Raw genomic sequence first — 23,736 nt, forward strand, 5'->3', positions numbered from 1 at the left:
CGGGTACGGCGCGCCGCCAGCCTGCTCGAGGTGACGGACCTGGACGTGGGGCAGGTGGCGGCGGCGTCCGGCTTCGTCAGCCCGTTCCACTTCAGCCGGGCGTTCAAGCGTGAGTACGGCCTGCCGCCCCGCGACTACCGCGCCCGCCTCCGCAACGGTTAGCGGGTGACGGGGAGGGGGCCCTTGTCGGGGGTGAAGAGCTGGTCGTCCAGATGGTCGACCGCGTAGTCGATGGCCCCCACCACCACGCACTCGTCACCGAGCGTGGACGCGCGTACCTCCGGCATGCGCATGCAGGTGCGCTCCAGCCGTTCCCGCAGCGGCTCGAGCAGCACGTCCGCCGAGCGCGAGAACCCGCCCCCCAGCACCACTATCTGCGGATCCAGGATGAGCACCATCGCGGCCGTCCCCACCGCGAGGTCGTCCACGTACCGCTCGACGGCGGCGACCGCCGCCGGATCCCCGTTCCGCGCGGCGGCCAGCGTGAACCCGGCCGCGTCCTCGGGCGCGGTGCCCTCGGGGATGGACGGGCAGGTGTTGAGGTGCTCGGGAGCGTCGAACCAGCGGGCCTCGGGCAGCATGGAGATCTCCCCGGCCGCCGCCCCGAAGCCTCTGTGCACCTTGCCGCCGATGATCAGGCCGGCCCCCATGCGGCGGCCCACGTGCAGGAACACCACGTCCCGGGCGCCCTTGGCCACCCCGCGCCTGGACTCGGCCATGGCGGCCAGGCGGCTGTCGTTCTCGATGAGCACCTGGCAGGGGAACATCTCCCGCATCTTGCCCGCGAGGTCGAGGTCCCGCCAGGCGGGCACGGCGGCCGAGTAGATGACGCGGCCCTCGACGTCGATCACGCCGACGGTGCCCACCGAGATCGTCCACAGGTCGGAGACCGACGTACGGCTGAGCGCCAGGCACCCGGAGACCGCCCGCTCGATCGCCGACAGGCGCTCCTCGATCGGAGCGTCGGGAAGCACCGGCTGCCGGGTCTCCGCGAGGATCTCGCCGTCCAGGTCGGACAGGGCGGCGCGGATGTTGTGACCCCCTATGTCGACCCCGACCAGATAGCCGCTGTCGGCGCGGAAGCGGTAGCGGCGGGCCGGCCGGCCCATCGTGCCGGGGCTCGGCGGCACCTCCTCCACCCAGCCCAGCTCCATGAGCTCGTCGGTGACCTCCTTCATGGACGGCCGGGACAGACCGGTACGCTCGGCGAGCGCCGACAGGGTGAGCGGGCCCGCCCTGCGCAGCTCCCGGATGGCCGTCAGCGAGTTGAGCTGCCGCAGCCGGGACAGGTCGCCTCCGCGAACGTCCGCCATCGCCGTCCTTAAGTAGGTCTCCTCTGTAACCACAGATTATGCCAGCGATTGGCCCCTGTATGCCCTCGCGCATCTGCAGTTATTTCAGGCGAAAGACGGTCATTGACCCCGCACGACCGCCGGTGCTACTAATGAAGGGCTCCTTTGAAAGTCGAGAGGAATCAGGATGTCCTTCGCTGACATCGGCGAGATCAGGTGTGACCCTGGCGAGGCGCGGGTGTTCGAGCACGGCTGGCAGTCGTGGAGCCCCACGGGCGCGTACCGCCTGACAGACACTCCGCCCAGGCCCGCCGACGAGACCATCCAGATCCTCGCCTACCGCCCGGAGACCCCGATCCCCGACGGGGTGTTCCAGGGCGAGGGGCTGCTGGCCGTCGAGCCGGGCGACGGGTCCGTCGAGCTCTGGTCGGCACCGAGCCCCCTCCAGGTGCCGTCGATCAGGGCACGCCAGGAGGGCGGCCGTCTGGTGATCTCCGCCGACGGCCCCGTACGCCACCACCGCTCGGAAGGCGGCCTGGACCAGGCCCTGCGCGACTGGGCGGGCACCATGACGGGACCCCGGACGTTCCCCGCCGTCCCGCCCATGTGGTGCACCTGGTACGGCTACTGGGGCAAGGTCACCGACGCCGACGTCATCGAGAACCTGGAGCTCTCAGAGCGCCTCGGCCTGGGCGCCGACATGTTCCTCATCGACGACGGCTACGAGGCCGAGATCGGCGACTGGCTGGAGGGACGGCCCGAGTTCGGCTCGCTGGCGCGGGCCGTGGACGCCGTCACGGGCGCGGGCCGGCGGGCCGGGATCTGGACCGCCCCGTTCCTGGTCGGCCACCGGAGCCGGATCTTCCGCGAGCACCCCGGCTGGCTGGTCCAGGGCGCGTACGCGGGACGCATGTGGGACCAGGACCTGGCGGTGCTCGACGTCACCCACCCCGAGGCGGCCGAGCACCTGGTGAACGTCTTCCGGACGTTCAGCGCGATGGGCATCAGCCACTTCAAGCTCGACTTCGTCTACGCGGGAGCGCTCGCGGGCGGGCGGCACGAGGACCTCGACCCCATCGCCGCGTACCGGCGCGGCCTGGAGCTGATCCGCCAAGGAGCCGGCGCCGACGCGACCCTGCACGGGTGCGGGGCGCCGATGTTACCCAGCATCGGTCTGGTGGACATCATGCGCGTCAGCCCCGACATCGCGCCGACCGTGCAGCCCAAGTCCGGCGACATCAGCCAGCCGTCCCAGTTGGGCGCCCGCCTCACGGGGGCGGCCCGCGAGTTCCTGCACGCCCGGTGGTGGGTCAACGACCCGGACTGCATCATCCTGCGCCCCGAGGTGGAGGCGCGGGAGGAGTGGGCGGCGCACATCGCCGGCACGGGCGGCCTGCGCGGAGCGAGCGACCCGATCGCGGCCCTGGACGACTGGGGCCTGGAGACGACCAGGCGCCTCATGGTCCCGACGTCGACGGAGCCGTCGTGACCAGCCACACCGCCGAGAGCGGCCTGGTGGCGGACGTCCAGCCGGCCAAAGGGCGGCGGAGGCGGGGGAGCGGCTGGCACGCGTACCTGTTCGTGGCGCCCAGCCTCTTCGGCGTGGTGGCCTTCCTGCTGCTTCCCATGGTCATCGTCCTCGTCCTCAGCCTCTTCGACTGGGAACTGCTCTCGGACCCCCGGTTCGTCGGCTTCGACAACTACCGCCGCCTGATCGGCGACGGCCAGACGTGGCACTCGCTCGGCGTGACGATCGGGTACGTCCTGCTCTGCATCCCCCTGCAGACCGTCCTCGCCCTGGGCCTGGCGATGCTGCTCAACCAGCGCATCAAGGGCGTCAGGTTCTACCGGTCCCTGTTCGTGGTCCCGTGGATGGCCACCCCCATCGTCCTGGCCCTGGTCTGGGGCTGGATCTTCGACCCCCGCAACGGCGCCATCAACAGCGCCCTGGCGCTGGTCGGGATCACCGGCCCGGACTGGCTGTCCGACCCCGCGTGGGCGCTGCCCGCCGTCGCCCTCGTCAGCGTCTGGCAGTACACCGGCTACAACATGCTGTTCTTCCTGGCCGGGCTCCAGGGCATCCCGAAGGAGCTGCACGACGCGGCCGAGACCGACGGCGCCACGCCGGCGCAGCGGTTCTGGCGGGTGACGCTGCCGCTGCTCAACCCCACGATGTTCTTCGTCAGCGTGACGAACCTGATCGGCTCCTTCCAGGTGTTCGACACGGTGTTCGCGATGACGGACGGCGGCCCCAGCCACACCACCGACGTGATCAACTTCAGGATCTTCCAGACCGCGTTCAAGGAGTTCGACTTCGGCTACGCGGCCACGCTGTCGACGCTGCTCTTCCTGATCATCTTCCTGGTGACGATGGCCCAGGTCAGGTTCTTCAGCAAACGCACCACCTACGACTTGAGCTGAGAGGAGACCCATGGCCAAGCGAATCCTCCTGTACGCCGTGCTCGCGGTCGGTGCGTTCATCTCCGTCTTCCCGTACCTGCTCGTCGTGCTGACGGCGTTCAAGACGCAGGCGCAGCTGAGCACGACGGCACCCTGGCTGCCCGGGCTGCCGCCGACCGCGGGCAACCTGGCGAAGATGCTGGAAGGGGACTTCCCGCGCTACCTGCTCAACACGGCCTTGATGACGGCTCTGCTGACGGTCGGCCAGCTGGTGTTCACCACGTTCGCCGCGTACGCGTTCGCGCGTCTCCGGTTCAAGGGCAGGGACGTGCTGTTCTGGCTGTTCGTGGCGACGATGATGGTGCCGAGCGCCGTCACGATGATCCCGCTGTTCCTGATCATGCGGGAGCTGGAGCTGGTCAACACCTGGTACGGCCTGCTCGCCCCCTACGTGCTCGGCACGCCGTACGGGATCTTCCTGATGCGGCAGTTCTTCAAGACCCTGCCCTCCGGGCTCGAGGAGGCGGCGCGGATCGACGGGGCGGGGCCGCTGACGATCCTCCTCCGCGTCCTGCTCCCGCTCTGCCGCCCCGCCCTCGGCACGCTGGCGATCATCACGGTGATCTCCTCGTGGAACAGCTTCCTCTGGCCGCTGATCATCACCAGCGGCGATGACACCAAGGTCATCACGGTGGCCATCGCCACGCTCAAGCAGGGCATCGGCGTCGACTACAACCTCATGATGGCCGGCAGCCTGATCGCGCTGGTGCCCATGGTGGCCATCTTCATCTTCTTCCAGAAGCACATCGTCAGATCCGTCGTCCTCACAGGTCTCAAGTAAGAAGAAGGTCAGCGAATGTTGCACAACCCCCCGATTCGCTGGGCGCTGCTCGGCGCCGCCATGCTCGCCCTCACCTCGTGCGGCTCAGGCTCGGGCGGCGGCGAGTCCGCCAAGGTCACGTTGACGTACCGGCTCTGGGACGACCAGCAGAAGGTCGGCTACGAGAAGGTCATGGCGGCCTTCGAGAAGGCCAACCCCGGCATCGACGTCAACATCGAGCTGCTGCCGTACGACCAGTACTGGACGAAGCTCACCGCGGACGTCGTCGCGGGCACCGCCCCGGACGTGTTCTGGATGACCCCCACCCAGTTCCCCGAATACGTGACCAAGGGCGTGCTCAGCCCGGTCCAGGTCGATCAGTCGAAGTACCACCAGACCGTCGTCGGCTCCTTCACCTACCAGGACAAGCTGTACGGCGTCCCCAAGGACTGGGGAATCGTCGGCCTGCTCTACAACAAGGACCTGTTCAAGAAGGCCGGCGTGGAGATGCCCGACAAGCTCACCTGGGCGGCGGACGGCACCGGCACCCTGCTCGACACGGCACGCAAGCTCACCGTGGACGAGGCCGGCAAGCACCCCGGCGACGCCGGCTTCGACGCCGCCAAGGTCAAGACGTACGGCTTCGCCTCCTGGAACCACTACCAGACACAGTGGATGAACTGGGTCAGCTCGAACGGCGGCAAGCTCGTCGACAAGCCCTTCGGCAAGTACGCCTTCAACGACCCGGCGTCGGTGCAGGCGCTGCAGTTCGGCGTGGACCTGGTGAACAAGCACCACGTCTCCCCGCCCGCCACCCAGACCAACCCGCCCACCGGCAAGGTCACCGACATGTTCAAGGCGGGCCAGGTCGCGATGTTCCCCGCCAACAACGCGCTGCTGCCGTTCGTGGCGCCCGAGGCGAGCTTCGAGATCGGCGTCGCGCCCATGCCTGAGGGGCCGCAGGGCCGCTCGGTCAACCTGAACGGCCTGGCCGAGGCCGTCTACGCCAAGAGCAAGCACCCCAAGGAGGCCATGAAGCTGGCCGAATACCTCGGCACTCAGGAGCCGCAGAAGATGATGGCCGACGGCGGCTACGTCTTCCCCGCGCTCAACGGCCTCAGCCAGGGCTACGTCGACTTCTGGAAGTCGAAGAAGGTCGACGTCTCGCCGTTCGCGACGGAGGCCGAGGGCTCGACCTTCCCGCTGCCGGTCACCACCGGCTTCACCGGCTTCGAGACGAAGCTCAACCAGATCTTCAACGAGATGTACCTCGGCAAGCTCACCCCGCAGGCTGCCGCCGACCAGGCCGTCACCGAAGGCAACGCCACCGTCAAGTAGCGGGACACCCCCCTCACGTAAGGACCCCTATGATCACCCGGCGTTCACTCTTCGCCGGGGGCGCGAGCCTGGGCGTTTCCGCCGCACTGGGTGCTGCCCCTGTGCAGGCGGCGGCCCGTCGCGCCCCTGTCTCCGACCCCTTCCAGCTCGGCGTCGCCTCGGGCGAGCCCACGCCTGACGGCGTGGTCCTGTGGACCCGGCTCGCCATGAACCCGATCGCGCTCGACGGCCTCGGCGGCATGCCGGACCGCCCGGTGCCGGTCCAGTGGCAGCTCGCCAAAGACGAAAATTTCCGGCATGTCGTACGGAACGGCACCGAGGTCGCCCGCCCCGACGCGGCCCACAGCGTCCACGTCGAGCTCGAAGGCCTTGACCCAGGCGCCGAGTACTTCTACCGCTTCAGGGCCGAGGGCGAGATCAGCCCCGTCGGCCGCACCCTCACCGCCCCGGCCCTCGGCTCCCGCAGCCGGGCGCTGAACCTGTCGTTCACCTCCTGCGCCGACTACCAGGTGGGCTGGTTCACGCCGTACCGCAGGATGGCCGAGGACCAGCCCGACCTGATCGCCTTCCTCGGCGACTACATATACGAGTACGGCGACTACAAGTACCCGGTCCGCGACCAGGCCGGCGGCGAGTGCTTCGACCTGGCCGGCTACCGGCTGCGCCACGCCCAGCACAAGGCCGACCCCGAGTCGCAGCTGGCCCACGCCATCGCCCCCTGGGTCGTGGTGTGGGACGACCACGACATCGAGAACGCCTGGGCCGGCGACGTGCCCGAGCAGCCCGACCCGCCGTTCCTCCCGCGCAGGGCCGCGGCCTTCCAGGCGTACTACGAGAACATGCCGCTGCGCCGCGCCCAGAAGCCCAACGGCTCGGCGCTCAAGCTCTACCGCAGCATCCGCTGGGGCGCGGTCGCCAACCTCCACATGCTCGACACCCGCCAGTACCGCGACCTGTACGCGTGCACCGGCAAGAGCGGCACCGTCGGCCCGGACTGCCTCGACCGCCTCGAGCCCAACAGGACGATCCTGGGCCGCGACCAGGAGGCCTGGCTGGACGGCGAGCTGAAGGGCTCGCGCGCCACCTGGGACCTGCTCGGGCAGCAGGTCTTCCTCATGGAGATGGACTGGACCAACGGCGAGGGCAAGGGCTACTCGAACGAGGGCTGGGACGGCTACGTCGCCTCCCGCAACCGCCTGACGACCGCCATCGACACCTACAAGCGCAACGCCGTCGTGCTCACCGGCGACGTGCACTCCCACTGGGCCGGCGAGGTCAAGCGCGACTACCAGGACCCCGAGTCGAAGTCCGTCGCCGTGGAACTGGTCACCACCTCGGTGACGAGCGCGGGCAACGGCCTGGACGAGTACCCCAACACGCAGGTCCTGCTCAACGAGAACCCGCACGTGAAGTTCTTCAACGGCCGCCGCGGCTACGTGCGCGCCAGGCTGACCCAGCAGGAGATGAAGGTCGACTTCCGCTCGCTGTCACGCGTCACCGAGCCGTACGCCCCCGCCTACACCTCCGGCTCCTTCGTCATCGAGCCCGGCGTCCCCAGACTCAACCCCGCCTGACAGGACTCCCATGCGCATCCTCACGGCCGCCGCCGCGGCGGCCCTCCTCACCATGCCCTTCGTGCCGTTATCCAGCACCGCCGAAGCCGCCTCCGGCCCGCCCATGGGCTGGAGCAGCCGCTCGCTCGGCTGCTCGGTCTCGGAGTCGTCGGTACGCAAGGCCGCCGACGCCCTCGTGCCCCTCGTCCCGCTCGGCTACCGGTACGTCATCATCGACGACTGCTGGCTGGCCGCGCAGCGCACGAACGGCGCCCTGGCCCCCGACGCCGCCCGCTTCCCGGGCGGCGTGAAAGCCCTCGCCGACTACGTACACGGCAAGGGCATGAAGCTGGGCCTCAGCCTTTCGGCCGGCACCAAGGCGTGCTCGGGCGGCGGCCCCGGCTCGTACAAGAGCGAGGCCGCCGACGCCGAGCAGGTCAAGGGCTGGGGCGTCGACTACGTCAAGTACGACTGGTGCAACATCCCCACGGCCGACTTCCCCGGCCAGAACGTGCAGCAGATCGGCGAGGCCCTCTACCCGCGCATGCGCCAGGCCCTCGGCGCGGACGTCGCGTTCGCCATGAACAACGAGGACGGCAGCACCGTGCCGTGGCTCTGGGGCAAGAGCGCGGGCGCCACCACCTGGCGCACGAACGTCTACAACCGTCCCATCCCCGACGTCTACGCGACGATGGTGGACATCTGGGAGACCAACCAGCTCAGGGCCGAATACGCGGGCCCGGGCAGCTGGTCCGACCCCGACCTGATCCAGGCCGGGCGCGGCGGGATGACCGAGACCGAGTACCGCGCCCAGTTCACGCTCTGGGCGATCGGGGCGTCCCCGCTGATCCTGCAGGCCGACCCGGCCGCGGCGCCGCCCGCGGTCGTCGCCAACCCCAAGGTCGTCGCGGTGAACCAGGACTCCCTGGGCGTGCACGGCACGTTCGTGAAGAGCGACGGCTGGTACCACGTGCTGTCCAAGCCGCTGGCCAACGGCGACCGGGCCGTCGCGCTGTTCAACGAGAGCGACCGCTCGGCCACCATCTCGACCGCGCTCGGTGCGTCTCGCTACCGGGTCGAGGAACTGTGGAGCGGCGCGGTCACCTCGTCCAAGGGCGAGCTGGCGGCCCACGTTCCCGCGCACGCGGCCCTGCTCTACCGGGTCAGCGAGAGCCGTGAGCAGGCGCCGCCGCTGGTGACGTTCGAGGCCGACCCGCCGAAGTTCCTCGGCGACGACCGGCCCTCGGTGCTGGAACCGGGCAAGACAGGCGAGATCCTGACCAAGGTCACCAACACGGGGGCCACCGCACGCCTGCGCGACGTCGAGGTCACGGCACGCGTACCGGACGGGTGGCAGGCCGCCGCGCGGACGCCCGCCAAGACCGGCAAGCTGGACGGCGGCGAGACGCTCACCGTGAAATGGGCCATCACCCCGCCCGCCGGTGCCACGCCGGGGAACTACGAACTCACCTTCACGCAGGGCACGCAGACCGCCGTGGCCGTCGTGACCGTCGCCACGGCTCCCGGCTCGGGGCGTACGTCCCTCAGCGACGTGGCCTGGACCAGCGCCAAGAACTACTTCGGCCCGGTCGAGAAGGACACCAGCAACGGTGACAAGGCGGCCGGAGACGGGAAGCCGATCACCATCGAGGGCGTCACGTACGCCAAGGGCCTCGGCGCCCACGCGCCCGCCGAGATCGAGTTCTACACCGCCGGGCGCTGCTCGACCGTGGAGTTCCAGGCCGGGATCGACGACGAGGTCGGCTCGGCGGGCTCGGCCGACTTCGAGGTCTGGGCCGACGGGGGCCGGGTCGCCCACTCGGGCGTGCTCACCGGCGCCATGCCCGCCCGCAAGGTCACCGCGTCCGTCGAGGGCGCCAGATACGTCCGGCTGGTCGCCACCAACGGAGGCGACAACGCGACCTCCGACCACGCCGACTTCGCCGACGCCGCCATCACCTGTAAGTAAGGAGTTTGCCGTTGTTGATCGTTCCCAAGCCCGTCAAGCACGAGTCCCGGCCAGGGGCGTTCGTCCTCAACCGCGATACCTCGCTCGCCGCCGACCCGGCGCTGGGCGAGGTGGCCGCCTGGCTGCGCGGTGAGCTCGCCCCCGTCACCGGAGGCGAGCTGCTGCCAGGGGGCTCGGGAACGATCACCTTGGCGCTCGGCGATCTGCCGCCGGAGGCGTACCGGCTGACCGTCGGCTCCACGGTGGAGATCGTCGCGGGCGGGCCCGCCGGGGCGTTCTACGGGGCGCAGACGTTCAGGCAGCTCATGCCGCCAGCCGCCTTCAGGAAGGCCGCGCGCGGGCCCTTCGAGGTGCCCGGCGCGTACGTCGAGGACGCGCCGAGGTTCGGGTGGCGCGGCTGCCTCCTCGACGTCGCCCGGCATTTCATGACCAAGCGCGACGTGCTCCGCTTCATCGACCTGATCGCCCTGCACAAGCTGAACGTCCTGCACCTGCACCTCACCGACGACCAGGGCTGGCGCATCGAGATCCGCCGCTACCCGAGGCTGACCGAGGTCGGCTCGTGGCGCAAGGAGAGCCAGACCGGCTGGAACGGCGCCCTGGACGGCCGCCCGCACGGCGGCTACTACACCCAGGACGACATCAGGGAGATCGTCGCGTACGCCGCGGCCCGGCACATCACGGTCGTCCCCGAGATCGACCTGCCGGGGCACACACAGGCCGCTATCGCCGCGTACCCGGAGCTCGGCAACCTGGACACGCCGCTGGAGGTGCGCACGGGCTGGGGCGTCGGCCAGAACGTGCTCAACGTCGAGGACAGCACGATCAAGTTCTTCCAGGACGTGCTGGACGAGGTGCTCGAGCTGTTCCCCAGCCCGTACATCGTGCTGGGCGGCGACGAGTGCCGCAAGGACCAGTGGAAGGCGAGCCCCGCGGCGCAGCGGCGCATCGCCGAGCTGGGGCTGCGGGACGAGGAGGAGCTGCAGAGCTGGTTCATCCACCAGTTCGACGCTTACCTGACGACGCGCGGACGCCGGCTCGTCGGCTGGGACGAGATCCTGGAGGGCGGCCTGGCGCCCGGCGCGGTGGTCGCGTCGTGGCGGGGCGAGCTGGGCGCGGTGGCCGCCGCCAGGAGCGGCCACGACGTGATCAACTGCTCCAACACGAGCCTCTACCTGGACTACCGGCAGGGGCCGGGGGAGGAGGAGCCGGTGCCGTTCGGGACGGTGCTCACGCTGGAGGACGTCTACGCCTTCGAGCCGGTGCCCGCCGGCCTGCGCGGCGAACCGGCCGCCGCCCACGTGCTGGGCGCGCAGTGCGGCCTCTGGACGGAGCTGATCGACTCCAGCCGGCACGCGGACTACATGGCCTTCCCCCGGCTGGCGGCCTTCTCCGAGACGGTGTGGAGCTCACCCGAACGGGACCTGGACGATTTCCGGGCACGGCTGGCGGCGCACCTGCCCCGGCTGGACGCGCTCGGCGTGGAGTACCGGCACGCGGAGGGACCGCTGCCCTGGCAGACCCGGCCGGGCGTGCCGGGGCGGCCGGAGGACCCGGAGCGCTGGCAGGCGAAGCTCGACGCCTGGACCAGCAACCTCCGCCACTCGCTCTAGATCTGGACGGGGCCGCCGCTGCGCCAGTAGACGTTGTCCTCCCTGGACAGCAGCCCCTCGTCCACCAGGTAGCGGCGCAGCGCCGCGTAGTCGTCGTGGAACGCCCGCAGGGCCACGTTCACGTCCTTCTCCGGGTAGCGCACGCCGGGCTCGAACACCATGGCGATGTAGCGCAGCACCACCAGCCGCTTGTCGCGCCGCATCCCCATGGTCGTCAGCCGCCCGTCCACCAGGAACGTGCGCAGCACCCGCTCCTCGGCGCTCAGCTCCTCGGCCGGCTCGGCCCGCGCCCGCAGCAGCTCACGGAAGCGCTCGGGCGTGGCCCGCCACTTGCCGCTCTCGTCGTACGCCGCCAGACCGCCGGCGGCCAGCTTCCGCAGCGCCTTGGGCGACTGGCCGCCGGCGTCACCGAGCACGAGGGCGGCGAAGGTCCGTAACGTGTCTTCCTGGTAGAGCAGCCCGAGGACGCGCCTGATCTCATCGTCGTTCACCCCTACCATTTTGTCCCATGATCTCAGCGCTGTTACTCGCCGTCGCCGTCGCCATCCCGAACAACTTCCTGCTGTACGAGCAGGCCGCCGCCACCAAGGACAAGAACCCCGAGACGAACTGGACAGCCAGCGGCAAGAAGACGGCCGCCCTCGTCGTGAACCCGTGCCAGAAGGCCAAGCTCGGCCAGAGCGGCCGCACGCAGGCCAGGACGCTCATCTACACCGCGGTGCCCGACTACTCCAGGTCGGAGCAGGTGATCCTCTACTCTTCGCCCGCGGCCGCGGGCAAGGCCCTGCACGACATGGAGGCCGCCGTCCGCGCCTGCTCCAGATCCGGCTACCGCTACTCCGCCCGCGCGGTGAGCCTCGGTGACAAGGCGCTGAAGGTCACCGGCCAGGCATACCAGGGCAGGAAGCCGGGCGTCGGCGGCGAGCGGGCCATCGTGACCCGTCGCGGAAACGCCCTGATCCTCTACACCGTGGCCGGCGAGTGGGGTAAGCCCCGAAAAGACGACTTCGGACAGCAGACGCAGGACACCAAGCGCATGCTCGCCAAGATCTGCACCATCGCCGATTGCTGATTGCGGGAAATGTCTCGATCTTGGGACACGATCATGACACGACCCCGACGTATTCCGGACGACACTGAATCGACAGGCGTGTGCCGGGGCGCCCTTGCCAGTCCGTTCCGGCACACGGCTTGTCGTTTTCTGGGGTTGCATTGGGCTTCGGGGGCAGCCCCAGCGCCCCCGGCGCGGTGCCTCAGAGCCGGTTGAGCCCGATCACGTGGAGCACGGCGCGGCCCTCCTCATCGGACCCGGCCAGGTCGACCTGGGCGTCGATGCCCCAGTCGCCGTCGCCGGCCGGATCCTTGACCGTCTGGCGGACCTTCCAGAGCCCGCTCTCCTCCTCGATCCGCAGCAGCGCGGGCCCGCGCGCGTCGGCGTCGGTGAAGATCTCCTCGTGCTCGGCGTAGTACGCGTCCAGCGCCGCGCCCCAGTCGACGTCGGGGGCGAGCTCCTCCAGCTCGTCCTCCTTCTCGATGGCGCACAGCTCGACCAGCCGGAACATCGCGTTGCGCACCAGCACGCGGAAGGCCCGCGGGTTGGCCGTGACCGGGCGCACCTTGGTCTCCAGCTGGTTCTGCTGCTCCAGCGCCTCGGCCGGGTTGGTCAGCTTCTCCCACTCGTCGATGAGCGAGGAGTCGACCTGGCGGACCAGCTCGCCGAGCCACTCGATCAGATCGACCAGGTCTTCGGTCTTGAGGTGCTCGGGCACGGTACGCGACAGCGTGCGGTAGGCGTCGGCCAGGTAACGCAGCACCGTGCCCTCGGACCTGGCCAGCTCGTAGAACTGGATGTACTCGCCGAACGTCATGGCCCGCTCGTACATGTCACGGATCACGGACTTGGGGCTGACCGTGTAGTCGCCCACCCACGGATGCCCGCGCCGGTAGGTCTCGTAGGCCCCGAGCAGCAGGTCTTCCAGCGGCATGGGGTACATGACCTCGGCGAGCTGCTCCATGCGCTCTTCGTACTCGATGCCGTCGGCCTTCATCTGCGCGACCGCCTCGCCGCGCGCCTTCTTCAGCTGCGCCGACAGGATCTGACGCGGGTCGTCGAGGATCGACTCCACGATCGAGACGATGTCCAGCGCGTAGGACGGCGACTCGCGGTCGAGCAGGTCGAACGCGGCCAGCGCGAACGTCGACAGCGCCTGGTTGAGCGCGAAGTCCTCCTGCAGCTCGATCGTCAGCCTGGCCCGCCTGCCCTGCTCGTCGGGCTCGGCGAACTGCTCGACGATGCCGCCCGCCAGTAGTGACCGGTAGATCGCGATGGCCTGGCTGATGTGCCGCCGCTGCCACTTGCGGTCCTCGTGGTTGTCGGTCAGCAGGTGCTTCATCGCCTGGAAGCAGTCGCCGGGCCGGTTGATCACCGCGAGCAGCATGGCGTTGCTGACCTTGAAGCGGGAGTTGAGCGGCTCCGGCTCCGCTTCCTGGAGTTTCTGGAACGTGTCCTCGCTCCAGCCCACGAACCCCTCCGGCGGCTTCTTACGCGCGTAGCCGCGCCGCCGCTTGGGGTCGTCGCCGATCTTGGCGAGGGCCTTGGCGTTCTCGATGTCGTGCTCAGGGGCCTGGCAGGCGACGTAGCCGATGGTGTCGAACCCGGCCCGGCCGGCCCGGCCCGCGATCTGGTGGAACTCGCGGGCGCGCAACCGCCGCACCTTGTTGCCGTCGTACTTGGACAGCGCGGTGAACAGCACCGTCCTGATCGGCACGTTGACGCCGACGCCGAGGGTGTCGGTGCCGCAGATGACCTTCAGCAGGCCGGCCTGGGCCAGCCGCTCCACCAGGCGCCGGTATTTCGGCAGCATGCCGGCGTGGTGGACGCCGATGCCGTGGCGCACGAGCCGGGACAGCGCCCGCCCGAACCGGGTGGTGAAGCGGAACCCCCCGATCATCGCGGCGATGGCCTCCTTCTCGGCCTTCGTCGCCATGTTGATGGACATCAGGGCCTGGGCCCGCTCCATCGCCGCCGCCTGCGTGAAGTGCACGACGTAGACCGGCGCCTGCCCGGTCTTGAGCATCTCCTCCAGCGTCTCGTGCAGCGGCGTCATCCTGTACGAGTAGACCAGCGGCACCGGCCGCTCGGCGTGCTTGACCACGGACGTCGGCCGCCCGGTGCGCCTGGTCAGATCGCGCTCGAACATCGACACGTCGCCGAGCGTGGCCGACATCAGGATGAACTGCACGTTGGGCAGCTCCAGAATCGGCACCTGCCACGCCCACCCGCGGTCGGGCTCGGCGTAGAAGTGGAACTCGTCCATGACGACCTGGCCGATGTCGGCCGCCGCGCCGTCGCGCAGGGCCACGTTGGCCAGGATCTCGGCCGTGCAGCAGATGATGGGCGCGCCAGGGTTGACGCTGGCGTCGCCGGTCATCATGCCGACGTTCTCGGTGCCGAAGATGGCGCACAGGTCGAAGAACTTCTCCGACACCAGCGCCTTGATCGGCGCGGTGTAGAAGGTGCGCTGGTCGCGCGTCAGCGCGGTGAAGTGGGCGCCCGCGGCCACCAGCGACTTGCCCGAGCCCGTCGGCGTGGCCAGGATCAGGTTGCTGCCGGAGACGACCTCGATGAGGGCCTCCTCCTGGGCGGGATAGAGGGTGAGCCCCCGCTCGGAGTTCCACTGCACGAACGCGTCGAAGATGGCGTCCGGCTCGGCGTCGATGTCTTCGGGCAGGCGGTCAAGGAGAAGGCTCACACTCTCTATCCTGCCGAAGTTTGCCGTGTGGTCGAACCGCTCTAGCCAAGAGGGAGCTGGAACAGCACCGTGTCGATCCAGCGTTCGTGCTTGAATCCCACCGCCCGAAGCCGCCCGACCTCCTCGAACCCGAACGCCTTGTGCAGCCGCGCCGAGGCCGGATCGCCCGAGTCCGCGATCACCGCGATCATCTGACGGGCGGGGGTCTCGCCGGTCTTCTTGATCAGCTCGCCGAGCAGCAGCTTGCCGAGCCCCCGTCCCGTGAAGCCGGGCGCCAGGTAGATCGTGTCCTCGACCGTGTGCCGGTAGGCGGGCTTGGGGCGGTACTGGGAGACGTAGGCGTATCCGGCGACCGCGCCGTCCACCTCGGCCACCAGGAACGGCAGGCCCGCGCCCGTGATGCCGTCCGCCTTCGCCCGCCACGCGTCCAGCCCGAGCGGCGTCTCGTCGAACGTGGCCACGCTGCCGGTCACGTAGTGGGCGTAGATGTCGGTGACGGCCGGCAGATCGGCCTCGACAAGGCCCCGAATGTTCGTCATGGCCGACATTCTGCTCAACACCATGTGACAGGGGTGTTTCCGGATCCTCACGCCCGCGATCGAGGTGCCGTCATCAGCAGGCCGCCCAGCAGGGCGAGCACCGCGAGGAACGGCCCGCCGCCGGGCGCGAACCCGCCGACCGTGAGCGTCAGCACCCCGCCGCCGACCAGCGCGACCGCCGCGAGCGTGCCGCCCCACCCGGCCTGCCCGTACGGCAGCGCGAGCGGCGCCTCGAACCTGGCGAAGCCCTTCAGCAGCGGCCACATGACCAGGCACAGCAGCCCGAACCAGACCGGCCACCCCGCGAGCCAGAACGCGCTGCCCGGCCTCGGCGTGTCGATGCCCAGCAGGACCACCACCACGCCGGTGACCGCGAACAGGGCCGGCATGTGCCACAGGTACACGGTCATGATCCGCGGGCTCGCCCAGGCCAGCAGGCGCTCCGTGGGCAGCCGCACCAGCCACGGCCGCAGCAGCGCGGCCAGCCCGACCTGCCCGATCCCGACGGCCAGCATGGCGAGGGTGGGCGGCGCCATGTTCGACACCTCGGCGCCCGGCAGGCCGATCATGCTGCCCGGGTACGGGCCGTACGCCACCAGCAGCGCCGCAACGCCGAACCCGCCCAGAGCGAGTGTCCAGGGCCGACGCAGCCGCCCTTCGGCGTAGAAGAAGCCGAGCTGGTGGACCGCCAGCCAGACGAACACGACGTTCAGGTAGCCGATGGCGTCGAACCCGGTCGAGAAGCGCACCACGTCTGTCAGCACCGCCCCGGCCGCCAGCGACGCGGGGACCAGCAGGCCGTACCTCTCATGCAGGCGCAGCGCGAACGGGGTGGCCGTGACGGCGATCAGGTAGACGGCCAGGAACCACAGGAGCTGGCCGGTCAGCCGCGCGCCCACCTCCAGCGGCTGCTCGGGCACGCCCAGCGTGAGCAGCACGTGGGGGAGCGGGATCCACACCGCCGCCAGGGGCAGCAGCGGCCAGGCCAGCCGGCGCAGCCGGGCCGCCAGCCACCGCTGCGGGTTCCCGCCCGAGCGGCCGAAGCTGATCGCGTTCGCCGCGCCGCCCGCGAAGAACACCAGCGGCATGACCTGGCTGAGCCACGTCACGACCCACACGCCGGGCGTCGACAGCGCGTTGCCCGTGGCCAGCCGGCCCCCGTCGTAGGTCAGCACGGGGATCGTCCAGTGCTGGAACACGATCAGCGCCATGCCGAAGACACGAAGCAGGTCGATGAACGGGTCCCGCACCGCCGCACGCGTTCCTGCCGTCCCGCGCGGATGTGTGCTCGGCTGTCTCACTGGGGCGATGGGGCGGTCCAGCAGGACGGTCATGGGGGAGCCTCGATTCGGAGGGGGAGCGGATGGTTCAAGGCTCCCGTCGCGGGCCTTCACGCACAGTGCCGCTCGCCGCCCTCTTGCGGTCGAGATCACATCACCCTGCGTGGTAGGGCTGGCCCTACCCCCGCACACCTGTGCACCCGCTCGTCTCGGACGATCAGAGGCCATACCGTGAATCCCATGCGTTCCCGGATGAGGCGTGTCCTACTCGACACCCGTTACACGCTGGTCGGCTTCCCCACAGCCGTCATCGGCTTCGTGATCATGATCGCCGGCTTCGCGGCCGGCGTGGGCACCGCGGTCGTATGGGTGGGCGTGCCGCTGCTGGCCGGCACGCTGATGACGGCGCGGGGCTTCGCCGACGCGGAGCGCGGCTGGCTGTCCGACGTGCTCAAGCGGCCGCCCGTACGGCCCCGCTACAAGCCCGCCCCGCCCGGAGCGGGCCGCTTCCGCCGGATCGTCAACCCGCTGACCAGCGGGCAGTCCTGGCTCGACCTGCTGCACGGCATCCTGAACCTGCCGTTCGCCATCGCGTCGTTCGTGGTCACGGTGGTGTTCTGGGCGATCCCGCTGGCCGGCCTGACCTACCCGCTGTACGGCATCGTCACCTCGCGCATCCAGGGCAACGAGGAACTGCCCGAGCTGCTCGGCCTGGGCGACGGCTACACCGTCAACTCGATCTTCTACGTCTCCCTCGGACTGGTCTTCGCGCTGATCCTGCCGTTCGCGGTGCGCGGCGCCGCGCTGCTGCGGGCCGGGGTGGGCCGGGCGCTGCTGACCGGCGTGGCCGAGCTGCAGGAGCGCATCGACGACCTGGCCGAGGGCCGGGCCGCCGCCGTCTCCGCCGAGGCCAACGCGCTGCGCAAGCTGGAGCGCGACATCCACGACGGGCCGCAGCAGCGGCTGGTCTCGCTGGCCATGGAGCTGTCCAGGGCCCAGCGGCAGATGGCCAAGGACCCGGAGGGGGCGCAGGCCACGATCAAGTCGGCCATCACCGCCACCCGCGAGACGCTCGACGAGCTCCGTGCGCTCTCGCGCGGCATCGCGCCGCCCATTCTGTCCGACCGCGGACTCGCGCCCGCTCTGGCCGCCCTGGCAGGGCGCTGCACGGTCCCCGTCGATCTGGACGTGCAGACCGTCGAGCGCTACCAGGCCGCGGTGGAGAACGCCGTCTACTTCGTCTGCGCCGAGACCCTCACCAACGTGGCCAAGCACAGCCGCGCCACGATCTGCACGGTCCAGCTGACCCGCATCGGCGACGTGCTCATGCTCACGATCGGGGATGATGGGGTCGGCGGCGCACACGTCGCCAAGGGACACGGTCTCGCCGGCCTGGCCGACCGGCTCCGCGCCGTTGACGGGGAGCTGAGCGTGCAGTCGCCGGACGGCGGGCCGACGTTGATCGTGGCGGAGGTGCCGTGCGGGTAGTCGTGGCCGATGACGCGGTCCTGATCAGGGAGGGCCTGGTCAGGCTGCTGGAGGAGTTCGGCTGCGAGGTGGTCGCGACCGTCGGAGACGGCGACGCCCTCGTGGCGGCGATCGCCGAGCACAAGCCGGACGTGTCGGTGGTCGACGTGCGCATGCCGCCGTCGTTCACCGACGAAGGGCTCAAGGCGGCCGTGGAGGCGCGGCGCAGGGTGCCCGGGGCGCCCGTGCTGATCCTGTCGCAGTACGTCGAGGTCTCCTACGCCGACGACCTGCTCGCCGACGCCCGGGGCGCGGTGGGCTACCTCCTGAAGGACCGGGTCGTCGACGTGGACGAGTTCCTGGAGGGCCTGCGGCGGGTTGCCGCCGGCGGCACGGTGTTCGATCCGCAGGTGGTGTCCCAGTTGATGGTGCGCAGGCGCAAGGACGACCCGTTGGCGCAGCTGACGCCGCGGGAGCGGGAGGTGCTCGGGCTGATGGCCGAGGGGAAGTCCAATCCGGCCATCGGGCGGCAGCTCGTGGTCAGTGACGGCGCCGTGGAGAAGCACATCAGGAGCATCTTCAACAAGCTCGGCCTCTACGCGGAGGACAGCGACCAGCATCGGCGGGTGCTCGCCGTACTGACGTACTTGCGTTCCTGATCCCTTCGCGGCCGTCGGTCCCCCCTCCGGCCGCGATGGTTGGCTGGCCGGTCCGCGCGGCGCCGCGCGCGGACCTGGCCGCTCGGGGGATTTAGCCGAGCGCGTCGACCAGCTTCTTGCGCTGCTGGGCGCCCAGGCCGCCGAGGCGGCGCTTCTCGTCGACGCCCGCCTCCTCCATCAGCGCGGTGGCCTTGGCCGGACCGACGCCCTTGACGGCGCGGAGCGCCTGGGAGACCTTGATCTTCTTCGCGATGTCGTCGTCGCGCTCCAGCAGCTGAGCGAACGTCAGCTCGCCGGCCTTGACCTTGGCGAGCAGAGCGGTGCGGGCGGCACGCGCCTCGGCCGCCTTGGCCAGAGCCGCCTGACGCTGCTCGGGGGTGAGAGTGGGAAGTGCCATCTCAGTTCTCTCCTCGGGGAGTTTACGTTCGGGATTCTGTTACCCGTGGTGCAGTGGCTAATCATGGCGGATACCAGCGGTTCGTGTTGCGGAAAGCGCCCCCTCAACGTGTCCGCCACACCTCGGCGGCCGCTTCCGCGCACGCCACGTCCTGCGTGACCGTGCCTCCGCTGACCCCTATGCCGCCGACCACGCGCCATCCCTCACCGTAGTCCGCCCAGAGCGGGATGCCGCCTCCGATGCACACGAACCCCTCCCGCGGCAGGCCGTGCAGGTCCCCTCCGGGAGCCGTCCGTGCGGCCAGCTCCGTGGTGGACCCGCGCAGGGCCACCGAGGTGTACGCCTTGCCCTGCGCGAGCATCGGCCCCGCGATCTCCGCACCCTCCATACGCTGGAAAGACACCAGATGGCCGCCCTCGTCCACGACCGCCGCGGAGATCGCCACGCCTTCGCGGAGCGCCTGCCTGACGGCCGCCTCGGTCATGCGGAGCGCGAGTTCCAGATTCACGCGTGCTTCCCTCGGATCGCTGAGGTCGTGATGGCCTTCCCCTCCATGCGTACAGCCCCTTGGCCCTGCACGGCAAGATCGCTAGCATGGGGCCGGAACGGGCACGGCCTATAGCGGCTTCGCCCCATTCAGGGTGGAATGCGTCACATTGCGCCGCTCGGGCGTGTCGCGACCCTGGTCAGGGTGGTTTTCGCGCCACCTTTCGAGGCCTTCCGGAGTGAGGAAGGCGTCGAACACCGACTCCATCGCGCCCAGCAGCGCGCCACGCCAGCCCAGCGCCGAGCCCTCGATCCTGGGCGGGTGCTCGCGGCGGATCGCCATGAGGCCGGGCACGCAGCTCTCCATCAGGGCCTCCCTGGCCCGCCCGTACAGCTCGACGCCGTGGCCCGAGAGGGTCACCACTTCGGGGTCGTGGGCGTTCACGAGGGCCGCGATGCCGCGTCCGAGTGCTCTCGCGTTGGCCGCGACCGCCTCCTCGCTGCCGGCCAGCACCTCCTCCGCCTGGACCCGCCCCCTGCCGCCGCCGTAGGCGAGTCCGACGTGGCGGAGGAGGGCGTTCGCACCGACGTCCATGCTCCAGCAGCCGGTCGCGCCGCACGGGCAGGTGCGGTCGCCGCCGGTGAGCGGCATGTGGCCGAACTCGGCGCCCGTGCCGCTCGCCCCGCCCAGCGGCCGGCCCTCCACCACGAGGACGCCGCCGAGGTCGAAGTCCACGTGCAGGTGCAGCCCCACCCGCACCCCCTGCAGCCGCCCACGCCGCGCCTCGGCCAGCGCCGCGAACGCCGTGTCGTTCCCGACGATCGGCGCCTCCGTCCCGAGCAGCCGTGGCACGTCGACCGAGCGCCATCCCAGGTGGGCGATGTCCACCAGGCCGCCGTGCCGTACCGGGCCCGCCAGGGCCACCCCGACGCCGACGACTCGGTGGCCGAGGCGGCGCCTGTGGGCCGCGACGGCGTCGCCCAGGGGCCCCAGGACGCCCTCGGGGGTGCCGTCGTGCGGCTGGAGACCGAGCACCGTCGTCCGCCCGCCCAGCTCGCAGGCCGCCAGCTCCCAGGCGTCCTCCCGCACGTCCACGGCCAGCGCGAGCGGGCCGCGCGGATGCGGCCCCGGCACCTGCGTCGGACGCCCCCGCCCATGCTCCCGCGCGGGCGCCTCGTGCAGCAGTTCGTGCTCGGCCAGGCCGGCGACCAGCACCGACGCCGTCCCCCTCGCCAGGTTCAGGTCGCGGGTCAGCTGCGACCTGGTGCGGGTGGCCCCGCAGTCATGCACGGCGCGCAGCAGCCGTACCCGGTTGTGCGCGCGAAGCTCGCCACTCGTCGTAGCACCAATCACGCTGCACAGTTTATGCTCTAGCCGTGAACAAAAGCCTCATTGATGCCAGACGTGCTCGTGCCGGAGTGTTCGGGTTCTTCTTCCTCGCCGGGTTCGTGATGGGTTTGTGGGCCGCCGGGCTCCCGTCCCTGAACGACCGGCTCGATCTCGGCCCCGCCCGGCTGGGCAGTGTCCTGTTGCTGATCTCGGGCGGCGCGCTGGTGTCGATGTTGCTGGCCGGGCCGCTGGTGGACAGGTGGTCGAGCCGCCGGGTGTGCTGGTTCGCCGGTCCCTTCTCGGGGGTGGTCCTGCTCGGCCCCGCCCTCGCGCCCTCGTACTGGGCTCTGGCGGTGCTCGCGGTGCTGTTCGGGATCGGGCTGGGGGTGACCGAGGTCGCCATGAACACCCACTCCGTCGAGGTCGAGCGCCGCTACGGCCGCCCGATCATCTCCGCCTTCCACGGCACGTGGAGCCTGGGCGGGGCGGCCGGGGGCGGGCTCACCTCGCTGACGCTCAATGCCGGGGTGGACCCGCAGTGGCTGCTGATCGTGGCGGCGCTGGTGGTGCCCTTCCTGTACGTCCCCGCGGCACGCCTGCTGCTGCCCGACCCGCCCGCGCACGCCTCCTCGTCGGAGCCGGGCGCTTCGCGGGGCTCGTCGCTGGGCTGGGGCCTGATCGCGCTCCTCGGCCTGGCCGCGTTCGCCGGCCACCTGAGCGAGGGCGCGGCCATCGACTGGGCCGCGCTGCACGCCCGCTGGATCCTGCAGACGGATCCGGCGATGGCGCCGCTCGCGTACACGATCTTCTCGGTGGCCATGACCACCATCCGCCTGCTCGGAGACCCGATCAGGGCCCGCCTCGGCTCGGTGCGCACCATCCAGCTCGCCGGCCTCTTCGCGACGGCCGGCTACGTCCTGGTCCTGGCGTCGCCGGTGGCGACCGGCCCCCTGCGGGTCGTCTGCGCCTGGACCGGCTGGGCCCTCGCGGGCGTGGGCCTGGCCACCGTGGTCCCGGTCCTGTTCAGCGCGGTCGGCGCCGCAGGCGGCCGGGTGGGGCGCGCGCTGGCGATGGTGACCGCCTTCGGCTACAGCGGCCTCCTCCTGGGGCCCGCGGTGCTGGGTTACGTGGCGGAGGCGTCCTCTCTCCCGATCGCCTTGATCATCCCCGCGGTCCTGGCCGCCGTCGTAGCCCTCGCCGGCACCCCCGCCATCCGCTCCCTGACCCGCCTCTCACCCGCTCCCACCGCCGCCCCGCCGGTAGCCGACGCGCCCACCCCCGCCGACGCGGGCGACCATCCCACGCCCGCCCCCGCCCGCGACTGACCCCACCTCACGCTCCTCGCCGGCGCTGTGCCGGGTGTGGGAGGCCGTGCACCGCTGCCGACCGGCGTGGCTGCCACTTGGACACGGCGGCGGGCAGCCTGCCACCACAGGGGTGCGATGAGGGCGCCGCGCCACCGCTTCCCGGGCGCCGGGACGGCGTCGAGGGCACTCGGCGCAACGTGCACGGTGCCTCTAGCCGTTGGGTGACGGCGGCGCGGGCGAGGGGCCGAGCGCAGGCTCCCAATCTAGGAAGAATTTACGGAAACCGCCGTTGACCTGGCGTTATGGGATCGTGACTTGACCTGGAAGTTACATCCAGGTTTCATGTGCCAAACGCGGTAAACGTTTACAGATTCCGATCGTAAACGTTTACACACATGGAAGGACAGCCTTGGCCGACGGACCCACGATCAACACGATCGCCGAGCGCGCCGGTGTCTCGATCGCCTCCGTCTCGCGGGTGTTGAACGGCCTGCCGACCAGGCAGGAGACCGTGCGCAAGGTGATGGCCGCCGCCGACGAGCTCGGCTACGTGCGCAACGCCGTGGCCAGGTCGCTCAAGTCGCGCCGCACCCACCAGGTCGCCTTCGCCATGGCCGACGTCGGCAACCCCGCCTACCTGGCCATGCTCCGCGAGATTCAGCCTGTGCTGAAGGCCGCCGGATACCGGCTCGTGCTGCACTCCACCGACGCCGTCGTGGCCGACGAGATCGACGTGCTGCACAGCCTGGGCGAGCGGTACGTGGACGGGCTGATCATGAGCCCGCTGCGGGTCACCGAGGCGCACCTCGAGATGCTGGCCGCCGCCAGGGCGCCCGTCGTGATCATCGGGTCCGTGCCTGACGGCACCCGCGTGGACAACGTACGGGCCGACTCGCGGACCGGTGTCCGGTTGGCGGTCGATCACCTGCACTCGCTCGGCCGCCGCAGGATCGCCATGGTCAACGGCCCGCTGGACACCGTTCCCGGCGCCGCTCGCGGGGACGCCTACCGGGAGGCGCTGCGGGACCTGGGCGTGCCCTACGACGAGGACCTCGTGCAGATCGGCGACTTCTACCGCGCGGAGGGGGGCCGCGCGGTGGCGGAGCTGCTCGCCAGGGTCCCGGACGTGGACGCGCTGCTGTGCGCGAACGACCTGATCGCGCTGGGCGCGCTCGACGTGCTGCGGGCCGCGGGGCGCCGGGTGCCGGACGACGTGGCGGTGGTCGGCATGGACGACACCGACCTGGCCGCCGCCTCCTGGCCCTCGCTGACCAGCGTCTCGCTGGGGTCGGCGGAGCGCGGCAAGGCCGCCGCCGAGCTGCTGCTCGAGCGGCTGCAGGGCGGCGACCGCGGGCCCAGGCTGGTCACCGTGCCGCCCCGCCTGGCGGTCCGCGCCTCCACGATGGGCGCCGAATACGAGAACGCGCACCGTCCGGCCGAGGACGAGAGCGCGAGCCGTACCCGTACAGACCTGACCAAGGAGGACGCGTGACGGCGACCGTGACGAGGGCGGCGCCGCCGCGCGGGCCGCGCG

At 70.6% G+C, this 23,736-nt stretch carries 21 protein-coding genes; 13 read left to right on the forward strand and 8 right to left on the reverse strand.

The features are described 5' to 3' along the window. Window positions 1-162, forward strand: a 162-nt coding sequence (locus AB0J09_RS24795) for a helix-turn-helix domain-containing protein (protein ID WP_360695493.1), incomplete at its 5' end; no start/stop codon positions are given. On the opposite strand, the gene AB0J09_RS24800 is transcribed toward AB0J09_RS24795, so the two are convergent. After that, complete coding sequence (locus AB0J09_RS24800) at window positions 159-1,313, reverse strand: ROK family protein (RefSeq protein WP_360695440.1); 1,155 nt, start codon at window positions 1,311-1,313, stop codon at window positions 159-161. The two genes, AB0J09_RS24795 and AB0J09_RS24800, sit on opposite strands and share 4 nt — an antisense overlap. 166 nt (window positions 1,314-1,479) lie before the next feature. Here AB0J09_RS24800 and AB0J09_RS24805 point away from each other — a divergent pair, with 166 nt between their 5' ends. The 7 genes from AB0J09_RS24805 to AB0J09_RS24835 are packed head-to-tail and all read left to right on the forward strand — an operon-like array spanning window position 1,480 to window position 10,985. Then, window positions 1,480-2,781, forward strand: coding sequence for a glycoside hydrolase family 36 protein (locus AB0J09_RS24805; protein ID WP_360695442.1), 1,302 nt, complete (start codon window positions 1,480-1,482; stop codon window positions 2,779-2,781). After that, window positions 2,778-3,713 carry a sugar ABC transporter permease gene (locus AB0J09_RS24810; RefSeq protein ID WP_360695445.1) on the forward strand — a complete coding sequence of 312 codons (936 nt, stop codon included), beginning with the start codon at window positions 2,778-2,780 and terminating at the stop codon, window positions 3,711-3,713. Before AB0J09_RS24805 ends, AB0J09_RS24810 begins: the two co-directional genes overlap by 4 nt. Window positions 3,714-3,723: 10 nt before the next feature. Further along, the gene (locus AB0J09_RS24815) at window positions 3,724-4,533 is read left to right on the forward strand and encodes a carbohydrate ABC transporter permease (RefSeq protein ID WP_360695448.1); all 810 of its coding nucleotides are present in this window, start codon (window positions 3,724-3,726) and stop codon (window positions 4,531-4,533) included. Window positions 4,534-4,548: 15 nt separating this feature from the next. Next, window positions 4,549-5,850: a sugar ABC transporter substrate-binding protein gene (locus AB0J09_RS24820; protein WP_360695451.1), complete on the forward strand. Its 1,302-nt coding sequence runs from the start codon at window positions 4,549-4,551 to the stop codon at window positions 5,848-5,850. Window positions 5,851-5,879: 29 nt separating this feature from the next. Beyond that, entirely contained in the window at window positions 5,880-7,424 is a 1,545-nt protein-coding gene (locus AB0J09_RS24825) for an alkaline phosphatase D family protein (RefSeq protein ID WP_360695454.1), read from the forward strand. Window positions 7,425-7,434: 10 nt separating this feature from the next. After that, window positions 7,435-9,372, forward strand: a complete 1,938-nt coding sequence (locus AB0J09_RS24830; RefSeq protein WP_360695457.1) for an NPCBM/NEW2 domain-containing protein — start codon at window positions 7,435-7,437, stop codon at window positions 9,370-9,372. 17 nt (window positions 9,373-9,389) lie between these two features. Then, window positions 9,390-10,985 carry a beta-N-acetylhexosaminidase gene (locus tag AB0J09_RS24835; RefSeq protein WP_360695496.1) on the forward strand — a complete coding sequence of 532 codons (1,596 nt, stop codon included), beginning with the start codon at window positions 9,390-9,392 and terminating at the stop codon, window positions 10,983-10,985. Here AB0J09_RS24835 and AB0J09_RS24840 read toward each other — a convergent pair. Next, complete coding sequence (locus tag AB0J09_RS24840) at window positions 10,982-11,485, reverse strand: DUF2087 domain-containing protein (RefSeq protein WP_360695460.1); 504 nt, start codon at window positions 11,483-11,485, stop codon at window positions 10,982-10,984. The two genes, AB0J09_RS24835 and AB0J09_RS24840, sit on opposite strands and share 4 nt — an antisense overlap. A gap of 8 nt (window positions 11,486-11,493) precedes the next feature. On the opposite strand from AB0J09_RS24840, the gene AB0J09_RS24845 reads away from it, so the two are divergent. Beyond that, complete coding sequence (locus tag AB0J09_RS24845) at window positions 11,494-12,057, forward strand: hypothetical protein (protein ID WP_360695464.1); 564 nt, start codon at window positions 11,494-11,496, stop codon at window positions 12,055-12,057. A 181-nt stretch (window positions 12,058-12,238) separates the two neighbouring features. Here AB0J09_RS24845 and AB0J09_RS24850 read toward each other — a convergent pair whose 3' ends face one another. Genes AB0J09_RS24850 through AB0J09_RS24860 form a run of 3 tightly spaced genes read right to left on the reverse strand, consistent with a single transcriptional unit; the run spans window position 12,239 to window position 16,610 of the window. Next, window positions 12,239-14,746: a DUF3516 domain-containing protein gene (locus AB0J09_RS24850; RefSeq protein WP_360695498.1), complete on the reverse strand. Its 2,508-nt coding sequence runs from the start codon at window positions 14,744-14,746 to the stop codon at window positions 12,239-12,241. Window positions 14,747-14,778: 32 nt separating this feature from the next. Then, a complete protein-coding gene (locus AB0J09_RS24855) occupies window positions 14,779-15,276 on the reverse strand; it encodes an N-acetyltransferase family protein (protein ID WP_360695467.1) in 498 nt (165 codons plus the stop codon). A 47-nt stretch (window positions 15,277-15,323) separates the two neighbouring features. Beyond that, window positions 15,324-16,610, reverse strand: coding sequence for an acyltransferase (locus AB0J09_RS24860; protein ID WP_360695470.1), 1,287 nt, complete (start codon window positions 16,608-16,610; stop codon window positions 15,324-15,326). A gap of 186 nt (window positions 16,611-16,796) precedes the next feature. On the opposite strand from AB0J09_RS24860, the gene AB0J09_RS24865 reads away from it, so the two are divergent. Both AB0J09_RS24865 and AB0J09_RS24870 read left to right on the forward strand, forming a co-directional pair. Continuing rightward, a complete protein-coding gene (locus AB0J09_RS24865; RefSeq protein ID WP_360695474.1) occupies window positions 16,797-18,044 on the forward strand; it encodes a sensor domain-containing protein in 1,248 nt (415 codons plus the stop codon). After that, window positions 18,035-18,682 (forward strand): response regulator transcription factor, encoded by a 648-nt coding sequence (locus tag AB0J09_RS24870; RefSeq protein WP_360695477.1) that lies wholly within the window; start codon window positions 18,035-18,037, stop codon window positions 18,680-18,682. Before AB0J09_RS24865 ends, AB0J09_RS24870 begins: the two co-directional genes overlap by 10 nt. Before the next feature lie 91 nt (window positions 18,683-18,773). Here AB0J09_RS24870 and mihF read toward each other — a convergent pair whose 3' ends face one another. The 3 genes from mihF to AB0J09_RS24885 all read right to left on the reverse strand — a co-directional run bounded on the left by mihF (window position 18,774) and on the right by AB0J09_RS24885 (window position 20,919). Next, window positions 18,774-19,079 carry an integration host factor, actinobacterial type gene (gene mihF, locus AB0J09_RS24875; protein WP_043641121.1) on the reverse strand — a complete coding sequence of 102 codons (306 nt, stop codon included), beginning with the start codon at window positions 19,077-19,079 and terminating at the stop codon, window positions 18,774-18,776. A 103-nt stretch (window positions 19,080-19,182) separates the two neighbouring features. After that, window positions 19,183-19,587 (reverse strand): heme-binding protein, encoded by a 405-nt coding sequence (locus tag AB0J09_RS24880; RefSeq protein WP_360695481.1) that lies wholly within the window; start codon window positions 19,585-19,587, stop codon window positions 19,183-19,185. 108 nt (window positions 19,588-19,695) lie between these two features. Beyond that, a complete protein-coding gene (locus AB0J09_RS24885; protein WP_360695484.1) occupies window positions 19,696-20,919 on the reverse strand; it encodes an ROK family protein in 1,224 nt (407 codons plus the stop codon). A 23-nt stretch (window positions 20,920-20,942) separates the two neighbouring features. On the opposite strand from AB0J09_RS24885, the gene AB0J09_RS24890 reads away from it, so the two are divergent. Continuing rightward, the gene (locus tag AB0J09_RS24890) at window positions 20,943-22,220 is read left to right on the forward strand and encodes an MFS transporter (RefSeq protein WP_360695487.1); all 1,278 of its coding nucleotides are present in this window, start codon (window positions 20,943-20,945) and stop codon (window positions 22,218-22,220) included. Between the two features lie 391 nt (window positions 22,221-22,611). Beyond that, on the forward strand, window positions 22,612-23,694 hold the full coding sequence (locus tag AB0J09_RS24895; RefSeq protein ID WP_360695490.1) for a LacI family DNA-binding transcriptional regulator: 1,083 nt from the start codon (window positions 22,612-22,614) through the stop codon (window positions 23,692-23,694). The last annotated feature ends 42 nt before the right edge of the window (window positions 23,695-23,736 follow it).

This window comes from Nonomuraea sp. NPDC049784 (assembly GCF_040659615.1).
Taxonomy (GTDB): Bacteria; Actinomycetota; Actinomycetes; order Streptosporangiales; family Streptosporangiaceae; genus Nonomuraea.

Coding starts and splice junctions, on each gene's coding strand:
- AB0J09_RS24800 (WP_360695440.1), bottom strand. CDS start 1,313: ATGGCGGACGTTCGCGGAGGCGACCTGTCCCGGCTGCGGCAGCTCAAC.
- AB0J09_RS24805 (WP_360695442.1), top strand. CDS start 1,480: ATGTCCTTCGCTGACATCGGCGAGATCAGGTGTGACCCTGGCGAGGCG.
- AB0J09_RS24815 (WP_360695448.1), top strand. CDS start 3,724: ATGGCCAAGCGAATCCTCCTGTACGCCGTGCTCGCGGTCGGTGCGTTC.
- AB0J09_RS24820 (WP_360695451.1), top strand. CDS start 4,549: ATGTTGCACAACCCCCCGATTCGCTGGGCGCTGCTCGGCGCCGCCATG.
- AB0J09_RS24825 (WP_360695454.1), top strand. CDS start 5,880: ATGATCACCCGGCGTTCACTCTTCGCCGGGGGCGCGAGCCTGGGCGTT.
- AB0J09_RS24830 (WP_360695457.1), top strand. CDS start 7,435: ATGCGCATCCTCACGGCCGCCGCCGCGGCGGCCCTCCTCACCATGCCC.
- AB0J09_RS24840 (WP_360695460.1), bottom strand. CDS start 11,485: ATGGTAGGGGTGAACGACGATGAGATCAGGCGCGTCCTCGGGCTGCTC.
- AB0J09_RS24845 (WP_360695464.1), top strand. CDS start 11,494: ATGATCTCAGCGCTGTTACTCGCCGTCGCCGTCGCCATCCCGAACAAC.
- AB0J09_RS24855 (WP_360695467.1), bottom strand. CDS start 15,276: ATGACGAACATTCGGGGCCTTGTCGAGGCCGATCTGCCGGCCGTCACC.
- AB0J09_RS24860 (WP_360695470.1), bottom strand. CDS start 16,610: ATGACCGTCCTGCTGGACCGCCCCATCGCCCCAGTGAGACAGCCGAGC.
- AB0J09_RS24865 (WP_360695474.1), top strand. CDS start 16,797: ATGCGTTCCCGGATGAGGCGTGTCCTACTCGACACCCGTTACACGCTG.
- mihF (WP_043641121.1), bottom strand. CDS start 19,079: ATGGCACTTCCCACTCTCACCCCCGAGCAGCGTCAGGCGGCTCTGGCC.